Origin of the sequence: Acidovorax sp. Root568, assembly GCF_001427445.1 — a bacterium.
Lineage (GTDB): Bacteria > Pseudomonadota > Gammaproteobacteria > Burkholderiales > Burkholderiaceae_C > Acidovorax > Acidovorax delafieldii.
Genome location: NZ_LMGP01000015.1, coordinates 16,830 through 35,754 on the forward strand (window position 1 = coordinate 16,830; position 18,925 = coordinate 35,754).

Below are 18,925 nucleotides of genomic sequence, written 5' to 3' on the forward strand. Positions count from 1 at the left end.
CCCCAACACGCGTGCTCACAGCACAGGTGGCAGGTACCGGTGCACCCTCACGGTTCAGGCTGTTCAGGCAGTCCGTGTCGAGGGCGCACGCCACTCTGCCAGAGCAAACGCCGAAGTCAGCGCTGCAAACTCGTCCTTGGCCACGGTGCCATCGGCGTTACCCGCACGGTCCATCACCTGCAGCACGGCTTGCGCAAACGGATCGCTGCCCGCCTGCTGGCCTTTGGTGCGGGCCAGCCCCTTGAGGAATTCATCGTGGGTGATGACACCATCCTTGTCCGCGTCAAAGCCCGCCGTGAGCTGCTGCTTCTGATCTTCGGTGGCACCAAACCGGGTCAGCAACGCCTGGAAATCGTCCTTGGACACGGCCCCTGCCGCACGGCCACCGGGCAATGCCGCAGTGGCCTGACCGGACGAACGCCCCACGGCCATCCCCGCGCCAGAAGGCTGGCCCTGGGTCGCCAGAGCGCCCTGCCCGGCCATTCCCGCCAGCGTCTGCGCCTCGGGGCTCAGCGTGACCACGGCCGAGGGCTCGGGCGACGCCGCCTCACCCCCACGCCGCGCGGACGCCTTGCCCGCGCCACTGGAGGCGGCATTGAAAATCATCGACGCCACCGATGCGAGGCCGGAAATGAGAGGGGACATCGCCATGAACTCCTGTGTGGCGACAGCCCGGTACCTTTGACCTGTCCGCAAGTCACCGCATCGCCCAGATGCACCAAGGGTAGCGGGCAGCAGCCCGTACGGTGGGCGAATAAGCCAACAGTTTTCACGCCAGTTTTGCGAATGGACAGCGGGCTGGAGGCTGCGAGCCCGGCAGTCGCACGCGATCCTAGGCACTCCCTCTGCCCGGCATCACCACCCGAATGCAGGTGCCCCCACCCGGACGCTGCAGCACCAGCAAGTCACCGCCCGCCATCTGGGCGCGGTGGTTCATGCCTGCCACCCCATGGCCTCCCAGTGGGCTGCCTTCGCCAGCGTGAAGCAGCATGCCGCGCCCGTTGTCGCTGACCTCGGCACACCAGGACTCGGCACCCGCACGGTAACGCACACCCACCGAGACCTCGGTGGCGCCCGAATGCTGCAACACGTTGCTCAAGGCCTCCTGAACAATGGCAACCAGGTGCATGGCACTGTCGGCATACGGAAAACTGGACAACGGCGGAATTTGCACATCCCACACCATGCGAATGCCACGCCGATCAAGCACGGGCTGGATGCGGTGCCGGAGCCGGGCCAGGCGGTCAGCAAATGGCTCGTCCGCCGCATCCATGGAGTCCACCACGAGTCGCAGGTCCAGCATGCACTTGTCGAGCAGCGAACGGAGTTCACGCACTGCGGGCGGCTCGGTCTCCAGCAGCGCCATGGCAAAGACCAGTTGTGCGCCCAAGTTGTCATGCAAATCCTGCGCAATGCGCCGCCGCTCTGCCGTCACCTCAGCACTGGCGCGCAGCCGCAGCCGGGGGCGCCACTGCAGGGCCCGCGGCAGTTGCACCAGCAGCAGGGCCCCCAGGCCCACCGAGATCACCAGGGCGGCCAGCTCCCACCATTGCCGATCCGACGGCCTCTCCTCGTCATAGCCATAAAACGCCGTCGCAAGGAGCGCCCATTGCAGCAGCCACATGCACATGCAAGCGATGGCGAACAACGGGGGACGTGTGCGAAACACCGCTCAATCCTGGCTTTCTAGGTGGCGTGGGCAACCGAGAGCACACCTGGTGACCGCACAACCCACACACGCGGCAGCCACCTGCATCACTCCGTCAAAAGAGCCCCCGCAGCGAGGCGAAGCGCACCGCCTGGGCACGGGTGCGCACCTGCAACTTGCGGTAGATGTTGCGCAAGTGGGTGTTGACCGTCATGCTGCTGATGAGCAGGCGCGCACCCACCTCGACGCTGGTGTAGCCGCTGGCCACCATGCGCAGGATTTCCTTTTCCCGTGTGGACAGCCGATCTGCCTCATCGGGCTGCCGTCGCTTGTTTTCGGCTGAGTGGGTGCGGTCAAACCGCTGCAGCAACCGCCGCGCCAGGTTGGGGGTGATGGAGGCGCCACCATTGGCCACCTGCAACACGGCTTGCGAATAGTTGCCGAACCACGAGTTCTTGCCCACATACCCCGTGGCCCCCAGTTCAAAGGCCCGCAGGACCTGCTCGTCGTTTTCCATGACCGAGATCACGACCGTCTGGGCCGATGGGCGCACAGGCTTCACGTAGTGCAACAGGTCAAAGGCGTCACCGTCGCCCAGGTTCAGGTCCACCAGGAGCACATCAAAATCGTGATTCTTGATGGCCTTGCGCCCCTCGCGGACACTGCCCGCCTGCGCCACCAGCAACGTGCGGGCATCGGCCATGAGCTCCTGTGCAATCACCAGGCGGATGTGCGGATCGTCGTCCACCAGCAAGACCCGCACCGGGTTGGCCTCCTGCCCAGTGAGGAAGGCGGGCCAGACCGATGGCGGATTGGAATAGGTTTCAAACCGGCCCGAGGGAAGCGATGCAAGGTCGCGCGCACTCTGCTTTGAAAGCAACGCTGAAGACGTCAACGTTTGCGATGGTGTATCGACCTGCCAACTGCTGCTCATGGGTGAACTCCTGCGGACGTGGTGGTGGGCCCCGATGGACTGGGTCTTTCGGTGGACGCATCTGCATGCAACTCTTGCGTTCACATGCATGTTCTCCAACGCACTCATGCCCCTCTGTACGGCAGCGCACACAGTGCGCCAAATAAATTTCAAGGTCCAAATATATTTGGCAATGTTGCCCAAGTAGCAATTGGTTACTACCTGACTTTGTTCGGCCGATCTCATGTGGTGCGGGCGGCCAAGCCGCGCTGGCAAAGGCTTTGCGCGGGTCCAAGGGTTGAACCGCTCCGCTGTATGAGGTAGCCCGCCCGGCGTATTCGCACGAATCGCATCGGCTCGCACACTGAACTCCGACAGCGCCTAACGGCCACCGGTTCTCAAAAAACCAGGCCTGAAAGCGCCGTCCAACCCCCTCTGCACCGCAGGTTCGCTGCGGTTGCAGCCAGTGTAGAAGTCATCCTTGAAGGATCTGTCATGAAAACCCTTGCTTTCATCACGCTCAGCGTCATCGCCTCCGCCGCCATGGCCACCGGTCCGGTCCCTTCCACTCCGGACATCACCATCACCGGCAATTCCACGCAGTCGGTATCCCTGACGTCGGTGTCCGTCAACAACAACTCGACGGGCTCGAAGAGCGAAGCTTTCCAGAACCTGGCCTCCAACACCGGCAACGTCACCATCAGTGGCAATTCGACCCAGACGGTAACGGGCTTTGGCGGCAATCTGACCAACACCGCCAGCGGCAGCGAAGCCTACGCCAGCCAGAACCTGTCATCCAACGTGGGCGAAGTCACCATCATTGGCAACTCCAGCCAATTCACCTCGATGATCAACTCGTCGGTCAATAACCTCTCCAGCGGCAGCAACAGCAAGGCGGTGCAAAACATCGCCTCCAACAACGCCTGCTTCACCTGCCAGCCCACCAAGCCCGCCGGCTGGCCCTACTGAGATCGGCACCAGCTCGGCTGGTGAATAGACCTGCGAGGGTCTGATTCCGGCAACACATCAGTGCCCGGATGAGTTCGTGCCAGGGGCACACCGGCAAGGCTGCAAACAGCAGCGCGGGTGGGCCCCTCATTCTCACCATAGGAGGTGTTCCATGAACACACGTTTTCTGGCGCCATGCACAGCTTTGCTCACGGTCTGCGGCCTGATGCCAAGCCCCGCGTGGGCACAGGCCCCCGGGGAAGACCCGGTCATCCTGACCAAGAAGCTCTCGGTCCAGATGCAGCCCACAGGGCCAGTGGCAGCCTCGACGGGACTGGACGGCAGCAACACCATGCCATCCTGGCTACGCGCCCGCATCGCCCGCTACGAAGCCAAGGCTTTCTCAGACGACACCACTGGCGTGCTGACCAACAACGACGTGGTCACCACTGCCAATGCACAGGGCATGCAAAAGACCTGCGTCCAGGAGGTGGGCAGCAACACCGTGTCTGCCAACACCACGGGATCGGCCAAGTACGGTCCCAACCAGGCGCCGCAGGTGGTGGTGCTGCGCGGCGATCTCGTCAATATCTGCAAATAACAGGCCAGGCGCCATGCGCCCGGCCGCCAGGAGAGAGAACATGCCGCCCACCCCGCCGAGCCCCGCCATGCCTGCATGCTCTCGCCCCCAGCGCCCACGCTCCCCACACCCTGTGATGCGCGCGATCCATGGAGCGCTTTGGTTTGTCGTCGGGCTGGGACTGGCTGGCTGTGCCACGCCCAGGGACCCGCGCAAGGACCAGGCCTTTCAGAGCCTGGCTTCCATCACCGACCGCCCCGTGGTGCGACCCACACGCTCCATCTCCAGCTTCTCCGACTCGCTGATGTGCATGGACCACATGCTGCGCGATGCACAGCTGCCCACCACACTGATCACGAGCAAGCAGATTCCCGACTACTCCACCCGCGTCACCGTGGCCACCAAAGACATGGTGATCACGGCCCTGTCCCAGATGTCGCGCCTGAGCAATGCCTTCCGCTTTGTGGACTACGAAGTGGACATCGCGCGCCAGGACACGGTGCAGAACCTCACCACCATCCTGCTCAACAACAACCAGATGCAGCTGCAGCGGCCCGCGCTGTACCTGTCGGGCGCCATCTCGTTCGTGGACCAGAACGTGATCAACAACCGGTTTGACACCGGGCTCTCCGGCCCCCGCATCGACATGGGCTACAGCCAGAGCCGCAACGCCACCATCATCGGCCTGGAGATGCACCTGGGCGACTTTCGCACCCGCACGCTGATTCCCGGCCTGGACTCAGCCAACGAAGTCATCATTGGCAACGGCGGACAGGGCGTGGACCTGGCCGGGCGCATCGGCACTTATGGCGTTCAGTTCAACGTGGGGCGCGACTACACCCAGGGCTCTGGCAGTGCGGTGCGCACACTGGTGGACCTGGCCACCATCGAACTCATTGGCAAATGGGCCCGGGTGCCTTACTGGCAATGCCTGACGCTGGAGCAAAACCACCCGGACTTTCAGCGGCAGCTGCGCGACTGGTTTGACGAAGGCTCGCCCGCCGTGCGCACCCAGCTCATCACACGCTCGCTGATCAGCCGGGGCTACCTCGCCCCCGTCGCGCAACCCCTGCCGGACAACGACCCGGCGCTGCGCAAAGCCCTGGCGCGCTTTCAGGCGGACAACGGCATGGTGGTGACGGGCGTGGTGGACTTTGCGACCTACGAACGGGCGCTGCGCCACTTTGTCGGGCTGTCCGCTGACGGCACCCTGGCCCGCATTGGCTGGGCCAGCACACACGCCGAGCCTGTGCCGCACATCGCCGCCAGTCCCGCCACTCGCGATGCTGCAGTGCAGGTGGTGAGCACCAATCCGGGGGCTGCCAAGTACGGAGACCCACCGCCTGAGCGCACCATTGATCTGCAGATCGAGAACGTGTTGCTGGAGCGCACCGCATTCGAGGTGGGGGAACAGGTCTTCCTGTCGGCCACCGTGTCGCGCGCATCCTACCTGCAGTGTTTTCTGGCCGATGCCACCGGCACCGTCATTCGCCTGCTGCCCAACCAGGCCAACACCACCGGCTGGGTGTCTGCCAACCAGGCCATACGCATCCCCGACTGGATGAGCCCCAACCCCGGCTTCATCATGGACGCAGCCAGCCCCGGCACCGAGGGTGTGGCCTGCTTTGCCACCGATGAGGACAGCACGCCCCGTTTGCCCGAGGCGCTGCGCGGACCGCCGCTCAAGCCCATCCCGAACTACCGGGCGCTGGAGCGCTTGAACGAAGCCTTCGCCACCGCCTGGGGCACCGATGGCTACACCGGCAATGCCGTGTACTGGCAAGTCATTCCACGCCGCGCCCTACCCGCCGCAGCCAGTGCGCCTGCCCAACCCGCCCCACGCAAGTGACACACCGTCGGTAAAGCACTGCGCAGGCGAACGCGATGACCACCACCCCGGCGACCACGGCGACCACGGCGACCACGGCGACCACGCATTCCACCATGGGTGGGCATGCACCGCAGGGCATATGGCGCGCTACCCATGGCGCCGTGGCGCAGGCCTCGGGTGCAGCGTGCCTGGTCTTGGCGGTGGTGACTGCAGCACCTGCGCTGGCATCGGTGCGGGCGCTTCCCACGCCTGCGAAAATCACCGACATCGATCGCGCCAGCCTGAACGCGGCGTCCCCCCAGGTGCCCGGGTCTGACGACCCCACGCAGGAGAAGATGTTGCAAAAACTTCGCAGCACCGCGCAACGCGATGGGGTGCCGACGCGCAAGCCGCGCGCCCCCCCTGCCCCTACAACGCGATCAACGGGCGACCTGACGCCTGCCGATGCGGCGTGGCTGTTGGGATTGCTGGCGTTGCATGGCCTGGCCATGCCCGCTGACCCGGCGCAGGCCCAGCACTGGTTTGAACGTGCGCAAATGCTCAGCCACCCCCTGGCTCCTGCGGGCCTTGCGTGGTGCCAGCTCAGCGGGTGCGTGGCAGCACCCAATCCTTCAACCGCCATGCACTGGATTGCGCTGGTGGGCCGTTCTGATCCGGGGCTTGCCAAATACCTCGAATGGCATGCGGCCAAGGCATTGGCTCCATTGGCCGAGCCCCGTTTGCCCTCACCAGACCGATATCCCGGCTCAGCGGCCCCAGCGACGACCAGCCCATCGCTTCAAAAACTGTTGACGCAAGCTGTACGGGCCGGCAACGCGCAGGCCGGCAACGAACTGGGGCTGGAGTTCATCGCCAGCGGCGATCTCGAACAGGCGATGGTCCAGTTTCAATCAGCGTCTGCAAAATCCGAGGCCGCCGCCGCCAACGCCCGCCTTCTGGCCCGCCGCATCCAGAGCGGTCCCAACGCCCACACCCGATCAGCCCGCTACAGCGCTGCAGATTGGTACGCGGAGGCCCAGCGCTACCACCGCGGCGACGGCGTACCTGCCAACTACACCGAGGCCGTGCGCCTGTACCAGGTAGCAGCCAGCAGCGGCGACCCACAGGGCCGCAAGATGCTGGAGCTGATCTTCTCCAGACCCTTGCAAGGCGGCGCCATCGACGTCGCGTGGATGCAGCAGCTCGCCGGTCTTCACATCGGCACCAACGGCTTGTCCACCGGCACGACCACCGCAGCACCCACCAGCGGCTGGCAGCGCGAGCCCAGCCCGCTGTATGACCTGGTACCGCTGCAGTGGCGGACGCCGGGGCAAGTGTTGCGTCGATAGGTCGGCCCAAAAGCTGGGGACAAACACCCAATACCCGCCCCGACACGAGCACCCTCGAAACCTGTGCTGGGCCATGAACTCCAGCCGCACAGGTAGCGCCCCAAAAATCAGGAAATGGAATCCAACGGGCTTGTAGTGCTAGTCGAAATTGACTTATCAGCTATCAATTAAGTAGCAACTACCGCAGGCAACAACAACCCCTGCTGAGCCGCCACCGCCTCCCGCAAAAACGCCCACGTGGCCTGCATGCGGGCCACGTGCTTGTTGTCGCCCGGCATGGACATCCAGAAGGTGCGCTGAAACCGTGCCACACCCGGCAGCACGGGTACCAGCGACGGGTCTTGCGCTGCCACAAAGGCGGGCAGCACAGCCAGCCCGGCCCCCACGCGGGCGGCTTCGTACTGGGCCAGGATGCTCGTGCTGCGCAGCGCGAAATGCGCGGGGCGGTGCAGTTCGTCCAGGATCTGCAGTTCCTTGCTGAACAGCAGGTCGTCCACGTAGCTGATGAAGGTGTGGCCCCGCAGGTCATCTGGCGTGTGGATGGGGGCATGGCGCTGCAGGTAGCTGCGCGCTCCATACAGTTGCAGCACGTAGTCGGTCAGCTTCACGACCACCACCGCGCCGCGGGCCGGTCGCTCCAGCGAGATGACGATGTCTGCCTCGCGGCGCGACAGGTGCACCAGGCGCGGCAGGGCCAGAAGGTCCACCACCAAACCGGGGTGTTCCGACGCGAACCGGGCCAGTTGGGGCGCCAGGATCAGGTTGCCAAAACCTTCAGTGGTGCCGATACGCACCAATCCATGCAGACCCTGGTGTACACCGGGAGCGGCACTTTCGACCACAAGAAAAGCGGCCTCCATCGCCTCCACCTGAGGCATCAGCTGCCGGCCGGCCTCTGTCAGCCGATGCCCTCCTGGCTCACGGGAAAAAAGGGCCGAGCCCATCTGGTTCTCCAGCGCCTGCAAGCGACGCGACACCGTGGTGTGCTCCACACCTAGGCGGCGCGCGGCGCCCGCAAGCGTGCCTGCGCGCGCCAACTCCAGAAAATAACGGAAATGATCCCAATCCATATCCGGATTGTGGCGCCCCGGGCCGAGACAACCCGGAAATCAGGCGCTGGTGCACTCGCACGACCGGTCAAAAAAGCCGACCAAAGACGCAACCCGGCGACGGCCCAAGGGCATCGGGAGATAAATCGCACAAAAATAATTTACACCGCATATTTTCTATTGCACACTGCGCTCGCGCCGAAGCTCGCAACAATGGAACAGCGAGCAATAACCAGAGCCCATTGGGCCAAGGCACCCGCAGCGGTTGCCAGCAATAGTCAAGTGCGAGGGAGGAAAAATGAAGACATTTGTGCAGCCCCAGAGGCTGTCCGCTGGCATGCACATGCCACACGCAGGGCAAGTCACCTGCCGCACTTAGCCATGGCCACAGGCACTGGCACACTGCCTCCCTTTTTTTGCGCCGCAGGCCCTGCGCCGGCTTGCGTTGTCCATCCGCATCCTTAGTCCCTGACCTTTATGAAACGCACCACTTTTCGTTACAAATCGCTGTGGGCCGGTCAAGCCTGCCTGGCATTGGCAACTTTTTCCGTCCACGCAGCGGACGTGAGCATCACACCGCCTCCCGGCGGCGGATTCGTGGTCAAGGGACCCGCCAATACCGAGCGCCTGCGTGTGCAAGACTCCGGCGAAGTGAGGGTTCCCAGTCTGTCAGGCACGGCCAACAACAATGCCAGCGTGCTGTGTTTTGACGGGCCTACGGGGCGCCTAGGCCAGTGCGCCCCCGGAGTAACAACAGGCGCAACGGGTGCTACTGGTGCCACAGGCCCGGCAGGTCTCACGGGAGCTACGGGTGCCACCGGCGCGACGGGTCCAGCCGGCCTGACGGGTGCAACGGGTGCCACCGGCCCGTCTGGGGCCACTGGATCCGCCGGTGCAACAGGTGCTACCGGACCAGCAGGAACCCCTGGTGCACAAGGCGTAGCGGGCCTGACTGGCGCTACCGGAGCCACGGGCGCCACCGGTCCTGCCGGAGCTACAGGCGCGACAGGCCCCCAAGGTCCAGCGGGGAGTAACTCCATTGCCATCAATATTCGAACTGCAAGTGGCAGTGGGTCGGCAGACAGCTGCGCAGTGACCTCCTGCTGCAACGTGGGTGAAAAAGTCGTCGGCGGCGGGTACGAGGGCGCAAGCGGCGCTGCCGGAATTGACGCTGACGCTGTGTATGTGGCGGCCAACCGCCCCGTCGAGGGCGGTGCTTGTGCGGCCGGAGTCCAGGGCTGGTCGGTTCGACTCCTCAACTCCTACCGCGTACCCTCGTTGACCACAGCCTGCAGTTCTTACGCCATCTGCGCGCAATGACGTATCAGGACTCGTCGCTTGCCGACCTGCAACCCCATGGCCTGATGGTGCAGGGCATGCGGACCGCCAGGTTGCCTTGGCGTTTTGACGCGGCCACAGCCCTGGCCGAGGTGAATGCCCTGCCAGCTTCCCTCTGGCGTACCCATTTCAATGAAGGCCGCCATGACGGAGGTTGGCAGGCACTTGCACTGCGTTCCGCGCCCGAGGCTCCCATCGATGTCGTTCCCATTGATGTGCCAGCATCGGGCTATGCCGACACGCCGGCTTTGGAACAATGCCCTTCGCTGCGCGCGATGCTGGAAACCATGGCATTGCCCTGGAAATCCGTACGGCTCATGCAATTGCTGCCCGGCTGCGAAATCAAGGAGCATATCGATGCGGGTGTGTGTGCTGCGCGCGGCGAAGCCCGCCTGCACGTGCCGCTGCAAACCGGCGAGCAGGTGTTCTTCCATGTCGATGGTGAGCGCATTCCGCTGCGAGCTGGCGAGTGCTGGTACGTGGATGTGTCGCTGCCGCACCGTGTGCGCAACCGTGGCAGCCAAAACCGGGTGCACCTGGTGGCGGACGCCTCGGTGGACATGCGCCTGTTCGAGGCCTTCCGCGCCAGCGATGGCGGCGAGCCTTTGTCCGACCCCAGCGACCCGTGGAGCCAATTCATCCGGTTTCGCGACTTCGTGGGGGCGGATGCAGAGCGTTCCACAAGGCTCAGCGCCATCACCAACTCTGCCGAGTTCGTGCAGGAATCGGTGCGTATGGGGCAGGACGCAGGCTTTCAATTTGACGCATCAGATGTGGAGTCGGCCATGAAGGCCGGGCGCCGCGCGTGGGTGGAACAATGGATTCTGTGAACTTCAGCGGCTGGCGCCCTATCCGCTTTTACATCGCCAAAGGCCAGGTGATGGTGGACTGGATCCGCCTGCTCGATGAACCACTGCGCGAGCCCTTCTTCCAGCATGGCATCCAGAGTCATATGCTGCGCCCTTTCCATCTGGCGTTCCGGCGCCAGACGCCGCTCAGCGACCTGCTGGCCTGGCATGAGCAATCACCAGGCCTTGATCCATCTCTAGTCATCTTCCACGTCTCGCGCTGCGGCTCCACGCTCATCACGCAAACGCTCGCTGAAAGCGCACACCATCTCCAGTTGTCGGAGCCCGGTCCCGTGGACTTCCTTGTGCGGCAGGCACTGTCCAGCGGACTGATTGACGAAGCACAGGTGGTGCGCGCGCTGCGCGCTTGGACCAGTGCCTGGGCGCAACGCTGCGACAGCGACAGCCCACCGCTGCAATCCATGAGCATCAAGCTCGATGCGTGGAACACAGACAAGGCACCGCTCTTTGCAAAAGCGTGGCCGGACGCCCCCTGGGTATTCCTTACCCGGGAACCGCTGTCGGTGCTGGTGTCGCAGATGCGGGAACGTGCGTTCTTCCTGATCCCCGGCATGGCAGGCTGCGGTGTAGATGGCCTCAGCCCCCACGAATTGGCCCTCATGCCCCCTGAACTTTATTGCGCCCGGGTGCTTGGGAACATTTACGAAGCCATGGCCCGAGAGTTCGCACCTTCGCGCGCATTGTTGCTCGACCACTCCCAACTGCCCGAGGCCATCGAGTCACAGGTACTCCCCCATATGCGCTGGCAGGTCTCGGCAGAGGAGCGCGCAAGAATGTGTGAACGCGCGTCGCGGCATGGCAAGCACCCTCACCAAGTCTTTGTCCCCGATACAGAAACAAAACATAGCATGGCAAGCGACCTCCTTCAGTCCCTGGCTGCGCAATGGATCGCACCTCACTACCAGAGGCTCCACGACCCACTGCGTACCTATGTCTCCATCAAGCCCGAGGAGGCGCTGCAATGATCGCAACGCTGCATCGACGACATTTCCTGGCAACGGGTGGAGCAGCGGCAGTCACAAGTGTGCAGGCTTCGGCTGCCGCCCTGTCCTCGCTTGGTGCGATACGCCCCCGGTGGCGCGTACTTGGCATAGCACCTACTTCCGAGAAAATGCCCCAGCTGGCCGAAGACTACCGCCAAGGCGTGGAGCTCGGACTGGCCCAGGCCGGCGCCACCGCCTTGCTTGAATTGAACTGGCTGTCCGCTGGGCCCATACCATCGGCGCCTGCCAAGGTGATCAACTTGGCGCTACAGGAAAGCAAAATTGACGTCGTAATGGGCTGGATTCCCCCCTTGCTGGCAAAGAGAATTTCCCCAGCAACCCGGAAAGCCGGTGTGCCTCTGTGGATAAGTGATACGGGCGCGGACATAGTTTCGACCGCCGAGGCCCACTCACTGACGGTTCGCCATAGTCTGGAGCTATGCGCGATGGCATCCGCTATTGCCGACAAGGTGTATGCGCAATGCGGTCCGCGAGCCTTCTTGTCCATGGGACGGCATGAGTCAGGCTTCGACTTTCTGCAGTCTTTCCAGAACCGCTGGCAAGCACTAGGCGGCAACGTCGTGGGGCGCCATGTTGCAAACCTGCCAGGGCTCTCCTCTGAATTCGAGGATTTGAAGCGGTCTATCGTGTCCCATCAGCCCGATGTGGTGGTTGCACTCTACTCGGGTCCGCAAGCGCAGCGCTTCACCCAGTGGTGGCAGGTCCATTCAACGTCTCTCCGCACCGAGTTGGCGGGCTTTCCCTGGCTGGCCGAACACACACAGGGGGTCCATGCATGGACCGTCGCTAGCTGGCCTGCCGCCGAGGTGGCAGAGTCCGGCTGGAAGGCCCGTTTCGCGCAGGCAGGCCTTGGGTGGACGGCAGCAGCGCTGCTGGGAGCGGAAGCAGGTGCCAGCGTAGGAAAGGCCCTCGCGGCAGCATCCGATACGTCAAGCGTCCATGAGCTATGGGCTGCGCTGCGTAAAACGCCTCTTTCCGGCCCACGCGGAGAACGCCAGTGGACCAGTACTGCCGTGGACAGCGCCGGTCCGCTGTGGGAAGGTTCTGTACAAAATACCGACGCTTGGCGCCGACGCCAAGCCTACCCTCAATTCACCGCCCACAGCGCTGCACCTGGCGGCTGGGTCACGGGATACTTTTTGACTTGATAAGGACGTTTTATGGCGACAGCTCCAATAATGGGTGAGATCAAAATGTTTGCGGGCAACTTCGCCCCAAAGAACTGGATGTTCTGCCAAGGCCAGCTTCTTAGCATTTCACAGAACAGCGCCTTATTTGCCATCCTCGGAACCACGTACGGTGGCAACGGCGTATCAACTTTCGCCCTGCCTGACTTACGCGGCCGAGTACCTGTTGGCACCGGTCAAGGTCCGGGGCTGCCCAGCATGGACTTAGGAGAAGTTGCTGGCACGCCAACTCAGACGCTGACAATTAACAATCTGCCATCACATAACCACACGGTGACAGGCAGCGTCTCCGCTTCCACCAGCATAGGCACACTGACCGGGCCCGGCTCCGGCGCGGTGCCTGCTGCATCCAACCAGCGCAACGCACAGTATGCTCCTGGTGCCAGCGCCGACACCACCCTGCCGGTGACCAGCCTGGCCACTGGCGCCACGGGCAACAATTCTCCCATTTCCGTCATGCAACCCCACTTGGGCATGAACTACATCATCGCAGTGCAAGGCGTATTTCCGTCCAGAAACTGAGCGAAACCGACCCGCGACAGCAGGTGCAAACAAGGGCAAACGCTTGTGTTTGCCCTTTTTGTTTTCTGGCGCCTAACCTGGCCCCCTCCGCATGGGGTAATGGCGCCCCGCGGGGTATGCCGCTGCCGAAATGGCAACCGCAGAAATGTGCATAAAAGCACATTGAACTTGCAAATCACAGCATTGTAATTACAAATTTGCACGGATAACATGCGTGGACAGGCCTGCGCTGCGGGCCCTTTGCAACCCCCGGAGACAAACCCATGAACGCACCCACTTCCACGGCCGTACTGGCCCCCACCGTCAAGCTGTTGATCGGCGGCAAATTCGTCGAATCCAAGTCCACCGAGTGGCGTGACGTGGTGAACCCCGCCACGCAAGAAGTGCTGGCCCGCGTGCCGTTTGCCACGGCCGATGAAATCAATGCCGCAGTGGCCTCGGCCAAGGAAGCGTTCAAGACCTGGAAGAAGACCCCCATCGGCACCCGCGCCCGCATCTTCCTCAAGTACCAGCAGCTCATCCGCGAAAACATGGCCGAGCTGGCCGCCATCCTCACGGCAGAGCAAGGCAAGACCCTGCCGGACGCCGAAGGTGATGTGTTCCGTGGCCTGGAAGTGGTCGAACACGCTGCCAGCATTGGCAACCTGCAGCTGGGTGAGCTGGCCAACAACGTGGCCGGCGGCGTGGACACCTACACCCTGCTGCAGCCGCTGGGCGTGTGCGCGGGCATCACGCCCTTCAACTTCCCGGCCATGATCCCGCTGTGGATGTTCCCCATGGCCATTGCCACGGGCAACACCTTCGTGCTCAAGCCCTCCGAGCAAGACCCCATGGTGACCATGCGCCTTGTGGAGCTGGCGCTCGAAGCCGGCATCCCCCCTGGCGTGCTCAACGTGATCCACGGTGGCGAAGCCGCTGTGAACGCGATCTGCGACCACAAGGACATCAAGGCGATCAGCTTCGTGGGCTCCACAAAGGTGGGCACCCATGTCTACAACCGCGCCAGCCTCAACGGCAAGCGCGTGCAATGCATGATGGGCGCCAAGAACCACGCCATCGTGATGCCCGACGCCAACAAGGAACAGACCCTGAATGCCCTGGCCGGTGCTGCTTTCGGTGCCGCAGGCCAGCGCTGCATGGCGCTGTCGGTGGTGGTGCTGGTGGGCGAGGCGCAAAAGTGGATCCCCGAGCTGGTGGCCAAGGCCAAGACCCTGAAGGTGAGCGCCGGTGTCGAAAAGGGCACGGACGTGGGCCCCGTGGTGTCCTGCGCCGCCAAGGACCGCGTGCAGAGCCTGATCGAGCGCGGCATTGCCGACGGCGCCACGCTGGAGCTGGACGGCCGCAACCCCGTGGTGGCTGGCTACGAAAAGGGCAACTTTGTGGGGCCCACGGTGTTCAGCGGCGTCAAGCCCGGCATGAGCATCTACGACCAGGAAATCTTTGGCCCCGTGCTGTGCCTGTCGGCTGCGGCAGACATCGATGAAGCCATTACCTTCATCAACGACAACCCCAACGGCAACGGCACTGCCATCTTCACCCAGTCGGGCGCTGCAGCGCGCAAGTTCCAGGAAGAAATCGACGTGGGCCAGGTCGGCATCAACGTGCCAATCCCTGTGCCCGTGCCCCTGTTCTCGTTCTCGGGCTCGCGCGCTTCCAAGCTGGGCGACCTGGGCCCCTACGGCAAGCAGGTCGTGCTGTTCTACACGCAGACCAAGACCGTGACAGCACGCTGGTTTGACGACAGCACCATCTCGCATGGTGTGAACACGACGATTAGCTTGAAGTGACATCCCCCTGAGGCGCTGCGCGCCTTCCCCCTTCCCTCGCGCTTTGCGCGGGAAGGGGGACGCCACCCTTGCGGCGGGGCGGCCCTTGCACGGTGGCACTGGCCTGGGCCGCACCAGTTTCAACGACTGCGCGCGGTGGTAAAAGCGGGGCATGCAAATTGATCTGACAACGATGCGGGGATGGGCCATGGTCTTCGGTGCTGCTTGCGCGATGCTGATGGGTGCCGATGCCCACGCACGGGCCGGTGCTGCCTGCAAACCCGGCGGCACGGTGGAAGAAACCAACGCCTGCGCCGTGCAAGCCTTCCAGGCAGCCGATACCGAGATCGCCATCCTCTACGGAGACGTGATGCGCGCCCTGTCGGCCCACGAACGGCCCCAGCTGCGGCAGGAGCACACCGCCTGGCAGCGTGAGCGCACCACGCGCTGCAAGCAGGCGCAGCGCAGCAACGAATCGCAACCCCAGTGGCCGCGCCTGTACCACGAGTGCCTGACGGCCGAAACCCAGGCGCGCCGCAAAGGCCTGATGCGCTGGCTCACGCTGGACCACCCGTCCGCCAAGCCCTGAGCAAGGCCCCCAGAACAACAAAAACCGACGACGAGACAGAACACCATGGACTTTGAACTCACCGAAGAACAACGCGCCTTTGCCCAGACGGCCCGCGACTTTGCACAAGCTGAGTTCGCACCCCACGCCGCGCACTGGGACGAGGAAGGCATCTTCCCGAAAGAAGCCATCGCCAAGGCGGGCGAGCTGGGCTTTTGTGGCCTGTACGCGCCCGAAGCCGCCGGCGGCCTCGCCCTGCCCCGCCTGGACGCCACGCTGGTGTTTGAAGAAATGGCGGCTGTGGACCCCAGCACCACCGCCTTCATCACCATCCACAACATGGCCACCTGGATGCTGGGCACCTGGGCCACGCCCGCAGTGCGCGACCACTGGGGCCCGCTGCTCACCACCGGTGAAAAGCTCGCCAGCTACTGCCTCACCGAGCCCGGCGCAGGCTCCGACGCCGCCTCGCTCAAGACCCGCGCCGAGCTGGTGGGCAACGAATACGTCATCAACGGCGCCAAGGCCTTCATCAGCGGCGCAGGCAGCACCGACGTGCTGGTGCTCATGGCCCGCACTGGGGATGCAGCATCGGGCGCCAGCGGCATCAGCGCCTTTGCCGTGCCCGCCGATGCGCCCGGCATCAGCTACGGCAAGAAGGAACAGAAGATGGGCTGGAACAGCCAGCCCACGCGCACCATCAGCTTCGACAACGTGCGCATCCCCGCCGACCACCTGCTGGGCCGCGAGGGCGAGGGCTTCAAGATCGCCATGAAGGGCCTGGACGGCGGCCGCATCAACATCGCGACCTGCTCCGTGGGCGCGGCGCAAGGCGCGCTCAACGCCGCCCAGCAGTACATGCAGGACCGCAAGCAGTTCGGCAAACCCATCGCCAGCTTCCAGGCCCTGCAGTTCAAGCTGGCCGACATGGCGACGGAACTGGTGGCCGCCCGCCAGATGGTGCGCCTGGCCGCCAGCAAGCTCGACGCCGGTGCGCGCGACGCATCCACCTACTGCGCCATGGCCAAACGTTTTGCCACCGACGCAGGCTTCACCGTCATCAACGACGCCCTGCAGTTGCACGGCGGCTACGGCTACATCCGCGAATACCCGCTGGAGCGCCTGCTGCGCGACGCCCGTGTGCACCAGATCCTGGAAGGCACCAACGAAATCATGCGGGTCATCATTGCGCGGCGCATGCTGGACGGGGACGCGACGGAGGTGATTCGCTGAGCGCTTACTCCTGTTTTCATAGCTGCCAGCGCTTATCCAACGGGCGGTAGCTGCACATTTGAATCAGAAGCCATGCCCACCCGCCCCCTCTCCGACGAAACGCTGCACCTGATCGACGCCGTGAGCACGGCGCTCGCGCACCGCAGCGACGTGGAAGAACGGACCATGTTCGGCTGCTACTGCTTCTTTGTGGACGGCAAGCTGTGCATTGGCATCAAAGGTGAAGAGCTGCTGGTGCGCCTGCCACCCGACCGCCACGGCGAACTGCAGGAGATGCAGAACACCCGCGAACTCTCGGCCGGCGGCGGCATGAAGGGCTACTTCTGGGTGGAGCCCAACGGCTACGCCACGCGCGCGCAGTGGAACTACTGGGTTGAAGAAGCCCTTGCCTACAACCCACTGGCCAAGGCCTCTCCGCGCAAGAAGAAAACAGCCAACACCCCAGCTGCAGCGAAGAAAGCACCCGCCAGCACCGGCACCAAGCCGAAGACAAAAGCCGCCGCGAAGAAGCACAGCATCTTCGAAGCCGACGACTGATCTGCCCCACCCAACCCGGAGCCCACCACCATGCCCCTTCGCATCGTCCGCCTTGGCACCCCGCGCGCCGCCGGGGAAGGCACCCGCATCGGCACCGTGCGCCGCCCGCCGCGTGGCGTGCCCAAGGCCGAGTTCGCCAGCCGCGACTACTACGACGTGTGGTACCCCCTGCTCTCCCCCAGCGCCGACCTCATGGCACAGGGCCAGCAGGTGCCCACAGGCAAAGAAGGCGACAAGGCGTGGGAGGCCTTCGCCAAACAGTTCCGCAAGGAACTGGCCCAGCCCGAGGCCAGCCGCACGCTCGACTTGCTGGCCGCGCTGTCGCACCACGGCGCAATGTCGCTGGGCTGCTACTGCGAGGACGAAGCCCGCTGCCACCGCTCGGTGCTGCGCGCTGAGCTGGCAAGCCGTGGGGCCGACATCAGCCCCTAGATTTCAAACTTTTTAGGCCACCACCGCGCGATGGACAAGCCTTTCTAGCTATCAAATTCATACCAAAACCGTACCCATTCCCTTTCACCATCACAACGACATCCAGGAGCAACACACCATGAAAATCGCATTCATCGGCCTCGGCAACATGGGCGGCCCCATGGCACACAACCTGCACAAGGCAGGCCACGAAGTGCGCGCGTTTGACCTCTCGCAACCCGCCCGCGACAAGCTGGCCGCAGACGGCGTGCTCATCGCCACTGATGCCAAGGCGGCCGTGGCGGGCGCCGAAGTCGTCATCAGCATGCTGCCCGCCAGCCAGCATGTCGAAGGCCTGTTCCTCGGCGCGGGCGAGCTGCTGGCCCAGCTGCCTGCGGGCACGCTGATCATTGACTGCTCCACCATCGCTGCCGCCACCTCCCGCAAAGTGGCCGAAGCCGCCAAAGCCAAGGGCGTGGCCTTTATTGACGCGCCCGTGTCGGGCGGCACCGGCGGCGCCATTGCGGGCACGCTGACCTTCATGGTGGGCGGCGACGCCGCCGACCTGGAGCGCGCCCGCCCCGTGCTCGAAAAAATGGGCGCCAACATCTTCCACGCGGGCAGCGTGGGCGCAGGCCAGACGGCCAAGATCTGCAACAACATGCTGCTGGGCATCCTGATGGCCGGCACCAGCGAGGCCATTGCCCTGGGCGTAGCCAACGGCCTGGACCCCAAAGTGCTGAGCGAAATCATGCGCCGCAGCTCGGGCGGCAATTGGGCGCTGGAGAAGTACAACCCCTTCCCCGGCGTGATGGAAACCGCGCCTGCCAGCAAGGGCTATGCGGGCGGCTTTGGCACGGACCTGATGCTCAAGGACCTGGGCCTGGCGCAAGAGAACGCGATGGCGGTGAAGGCTGCCACGCCGCTGGGTGGCATGGCGCGCAATCTGTATGCGGCGCACAGCTTGGCGGGGCATGGGGCGCTGGATTTTTCTAGCATTATTAAGATGGTGCAGAAGGGGGCTTGATTTGCGCTAGCTTCGTCTTCACGGATTAGAACGGGCGCTGTAGCATGTCGTTACAGCGCCCGTTGTGGTTTCGACCTAGATTTTTTAGGTTTGACTAAACGAGATCTTGGATGAATCTTTCAGGAGATACTGACGTCAGAATTTTTTATTCGACACACGGCTGCAG

General features: G+C 63.8%; 18 protein-coding genes. 14 read left to right on the plus strand and 4 right to left on the minus strand.

Annotated elements, in window-relative coordinates:
- Window positions 1-63: 63 nt before the first annotated feature.
- The 3 genes from ASD75_RS11940 to ASD75_RS11950 form a co-directional block, all read right to left on the minus strand.
- Window positions 64-645 (minus strand): EF-hand domain-containing protein, encoded by a 582-nt coding sequence (locus ASD75_RS11940; RefSeq protein ID WP_056745944.1) that lies wholly within the window; start codon window positions 643-645, stop codon window positions 64-66.
- Window positions 646-832: 187 nt separating this feature from the next.
- The gene (locus ASD75_RS11945) at window positions 833-1,648 is read right to left on the minus strand and encodes a sensor histidine kinase (RefSeq protein WP_146870983.1); all 816 of its coding nucleotides are present in this window, start codon (window positions 1,646-1,648) and stop codon (window positions 833-835) included.
- Window positions 1,649-1,763: 115 nt separating this feature from the next.
- Window positions 1,764-2,582 (minus strand): response regulator transcription factor, encoded by an 819-nt coding sequence (locus ASD75_RS11950; RefSeq protein WP_082522434.1) that lies wholly within the window; start codon window positions 2,580-2,582, stop codon window positions 1,764-1,766.
- A gap of 474 nt (window positions 2,583-3,056) precedes the next feature.
- Here ASD75_RS11950 and ASD75_RS11960 point away from each other — a divergent pair, with 474 nt between their 5' ends.
- The 4 genes from ASD75_RS11960 (at window position 3,057) to ASD75_RS11975 (ending at window position 7,248) form a co-directional block, all read left to right on the plus strand.
- Window positions 3,057-3,530, plus strand: coding sequence for a hypothetical protein (locus ASD75_RS11960; protein ID WP_056062488.1), 474 nt, complete (start codon window positions 3,057-3,059; stop codon window positions 3,528-3,530).
- A 151-nt stretch (window positions 3,531-3,681) separates the two neighbouring features.
- A complete protein-coding gene (locus tag ASD75_RS11965; RefSeq protein WP_056745947.1) occupies window positions 3,682-4,110 on the plus strand; it encodes a hypothetical protein in 429 nt (142 codons plus the stop codon).
- A 115-nt stretch (window positions 4,111-4,225) separates the two neighbouring features.
- Window positions 4,226-5,938 (plus strand): DUF4384 domain-containing protein, encoded by a 1,713-nt coding sequence (locus tag ASD75_RS11970; RefSeq protein WP_056745948.1) that lies wholly within the window; start codon window positions 4,226-4,228, stop codon window positions 5,936-5,938.
- Window positions 5,939-5,973: 35 nt separating this feature from the next.
- Window positions 5,974-7,248, plus strand: coding sequence for an SEL1-like repeat protein (locus ASD75_RS11975; protein ID WP_056745950.1), 1,275 nt, complete (start codon window positions 5,974-5,976; stop codon window positions 7,246-7,248).
- Between the two features lie 167 nt (window positions 7,249-7,415).
- On the opposite strand, the gene ASD75_RS11980 is transcribed toward ASD75_RS11975, so the two are convergent.
- A complete protein-coding gene (locus ASD75_RS11980; RefSeq protein ID WP_056745952.1) occupies window positions 7,416-8,318 on the minus strand; it encodes a LysR family transcriptional regulator in 903 nt (300 codons plus the stop codon).
- 1,295 nt (window positions 8,319-9,613) lie between these two features.
- On the opposite strand from ASD75_RS11980, the gene ASD75_RS11985 reads away from it, so the two are divergent.
- The 10 genes from ASD75_RS11985 (at window position 9,614) to mmsB (ending at window position 18,759) form a co-directional block, all read left to right on the plus strand.
- Window positions 9,614-10,465 carry an aspartyl/asparaginyl beta-hydroxylase domain-containing protein gene (locus ASD75_RS11985; protein WP_056745954.1) on the plus strand — a complete coding sequence of 284 codons (852 nt, stop codon included), beginning with the start codon at window positions 9,614-9,616 and terminating at the stop codon, window positions 10,463-10,465.
- Entirely contained in the window at window positions 10,453-11,469 is a 1,017-nt protein-coding gene (locus ASD75_RS11990) for a hypothetical protein (RefSeq protein WP_056745956.1), read from the plus strand. Before ASD75_RS11985 ends, ASD75_RS11990 begins: the two co-directional genes overlap by 13 nt.
- Before the next feature lie 146 nt (window positions 11,470-11,615).
- Window positions 11,616-12,656 (plus strand): ABC transporter substrate-binding protein, encoded by a 1,041-nt coding sequence (locus ASD75_RS11995; RefSeq protein ID WP_056745958.1) that lies wholly within the window; start codon window positions 11,616-11,618, stop codon window positions 12,654-12,656.
- Window positions 12,657-12,668: 12 nt separating this feature from the next.
- A complete protein-coding gene (locus ASD75_RS12000; RefSeq protein ID WP_056745960.1) occupies window positions 12,669-13,217 on the plus strand; it encodes a phage tail protein in 549 nt (182 codons plus the stop codon).
- Window positions 13,218-13,480: 263 nt separating this feature from the next.
- On the plus strand, window positions 13,481-15,004 hold the full coding sequence (locus ASD75_RS12005) for a CoA-acylating methylmalonate-semialdehyde dehydrogenase (RefSeq protein WP_056745962.1): 1,524 nt from the start codon (window positions 13,481-13,483) through the stop codon (window positions 15,002-15,004).
- A gap of 151 nt (window positions 15,005-15,155) precedes the next feature.
- Entirely contained in the window at window positions 15,156-15,572 is a 417-nt protein-coding gene (locus tag ASD75_RS12010; RefSeq protein ID WP_056745965.1) for a lysozyme inhibitor LprI family protein, read from the plus strand.
- Between the two features lie 45 nt (window positions 15,573-15,617).
- Entirely contained in the window at window positions 15,618-16,784 is a 1,167-nt protein-coding gene (locus tag ASD75_RS12015) for an acyl-CoA dehydrogenase family protein (protein WP_056745967.1), read from the plus strand.
- Between the two features lie 72 nt (window positions 16,785-16,856).
- Window positions 16,857-17,321: a TfoX/Sxy family protein gene (locus tag ASD75_RS12020; protein WP_056745969.1), complete on the plus strand. Its 465-nt coding sequence runs from the start codon at window positions 16,857-16,859 to the stop codon at window positions 17,319-17,321.
- A 30-nt stretch (window positions 17,322-17,351) separates the two neighbouring features.
- Window positions 17,352-17,753 (plus strand): DUF488 domain-containing protein, encoded by a 402-nt coding sequence (locus ASD75_RS12025; protein ID WP_056745970.1) that lies wholly within the window; start codon window positions 17,352-17,354, stop codon window positions 17,751-17,753.
- Window positions 17,754-17,829: 76 nt separating this feature from the next.
- Window positions 17,830-18,759 carry a 3-hydroxyisobutyrate dehydrogenase gene (mmsB, locus tag ASD75_RS12030; RefSeq protein ID WP_255356275.1) on the plus strand — a complete coding sequence of 310 codons (930 nt, stop codon included), beginning with the start codon at window positions 17,830-17,832 and terminating at the stop codon, window positions 18,757-18,759.
- Window positions 18,760-18,925 lie beyond the last annotated feature (166 nt).

Bases quoted from the DNA above. Each gene is read 5' to 3' on its own strand.
- ASD75_RS11985 (WP_056745954.1), top strand. From the start codon at position 9,614: ATGACGTATCAGGACTCGTCGCTTGCCGACCTGCAACCCCATGGCCTG.
- ASD75_RS12025 (WP_056745970.1), top strand. From the start codon at position 17,352: ATGCCCCTTCGCATCGTCCGCCTTGGCACCCCGCGCGCCGCCGGGGAA.
- ASD75_RS12000 (WP_056745960.1), top strand. From the start codon at position 12,669: ATGGCGACAGCTCCAATAATGGGTGAGATCAAAATGTTTGCGGGCAAC.
- ASD75_RS11980 (WP_056745952.1), bottom strand. From the start codon at position 8,318: ATGGATTGGGATCATTTCCGTTATTTTCTGGAGTTGGCGCGCGCAGGC.
- ASD75_RS12020 (WP_056745969.1), top strand. From the start codon at position 16,857: ATGCCCACCCGCCCCCTCTCCGACGAAACGCTGCACCTGATCGACGCC.
- ASD75_RS11950 (WP_082522434.1), bottom strand. From the start codon at position 2,582: ATGAGCAGCAGTTGGCAGGTCGATACACCATCGCAAACGTTGACGTCT.
- ASD75_RS12010 (WP_056745965.1), top strand. From the start codon at position 15,156: ATGCAAATTGATCTGACAACGATGCGGGGATGGGCCATGGTCTTCGGT.
- ASD75_RS11990 (WP_056745956.1), top strand. From the start codon at position 10,453: ATGGATTCTGTGAACTTCAGCGGCTGGCGCCCTATCCGCTTTTACATC.
- ASD75_RS11940 (WP_056745944.1), bottom strand. From the start codon at position 645: ATGTCCCCTCTCATTTCCGGCCTCGCATCGGTGGCGTCGATGATTTTC.
- ASD75_RS11965 (WP_056745947.1), top strand. From the start codon at position 3,682: ATGAACACACGTTTTCTGGCGCCATGCACAGCTTTGCTCACGGTCTGC.
- ASD75_RS11995 (WP_056745958.1), top strand. From the start codon at position 11,616: ATGCCCCAGCTGGCCGAAGACTACCGCCAAGGCGTGGAGCTCGGACTG.
- ASD75_RS12015 (WP_056745967.1), top strand. From the start codon at position 15,618: ATGGACTTTGAACTCACCGAAGAACAACGCGCCTTTGCCCAGACGGCC.
- ASD75_RS11970 (WP_056745948.1), top strand. From the start codon at position 4,226: ATGCGCGCGATCCATGGAGCGCTTTGGTTTGTCGTCGGGCTGGGACTG.
- ASD75_RS12005 (WP_056745962.1), top strand. From the start codon at position 13,481: ATGAACGCACCCACTTCCACGGCCGTACTGGCCCCCACCGTCAAGCTG.
- ASD75_RS11975 (WP_056745950.1), top strand. From the start codon at position 5,974: ATGACCACCACCCCGGCGACCACGGCGACCACGGCGACCACGGCGACC.
- ASD75_RS11960 (WP_056062488.1), top strand. From the start codon at position 3,057: ATGAAAACCCTTGCTTTCATCACGCTCAGCGTCATCGCCTCCGCCGCC.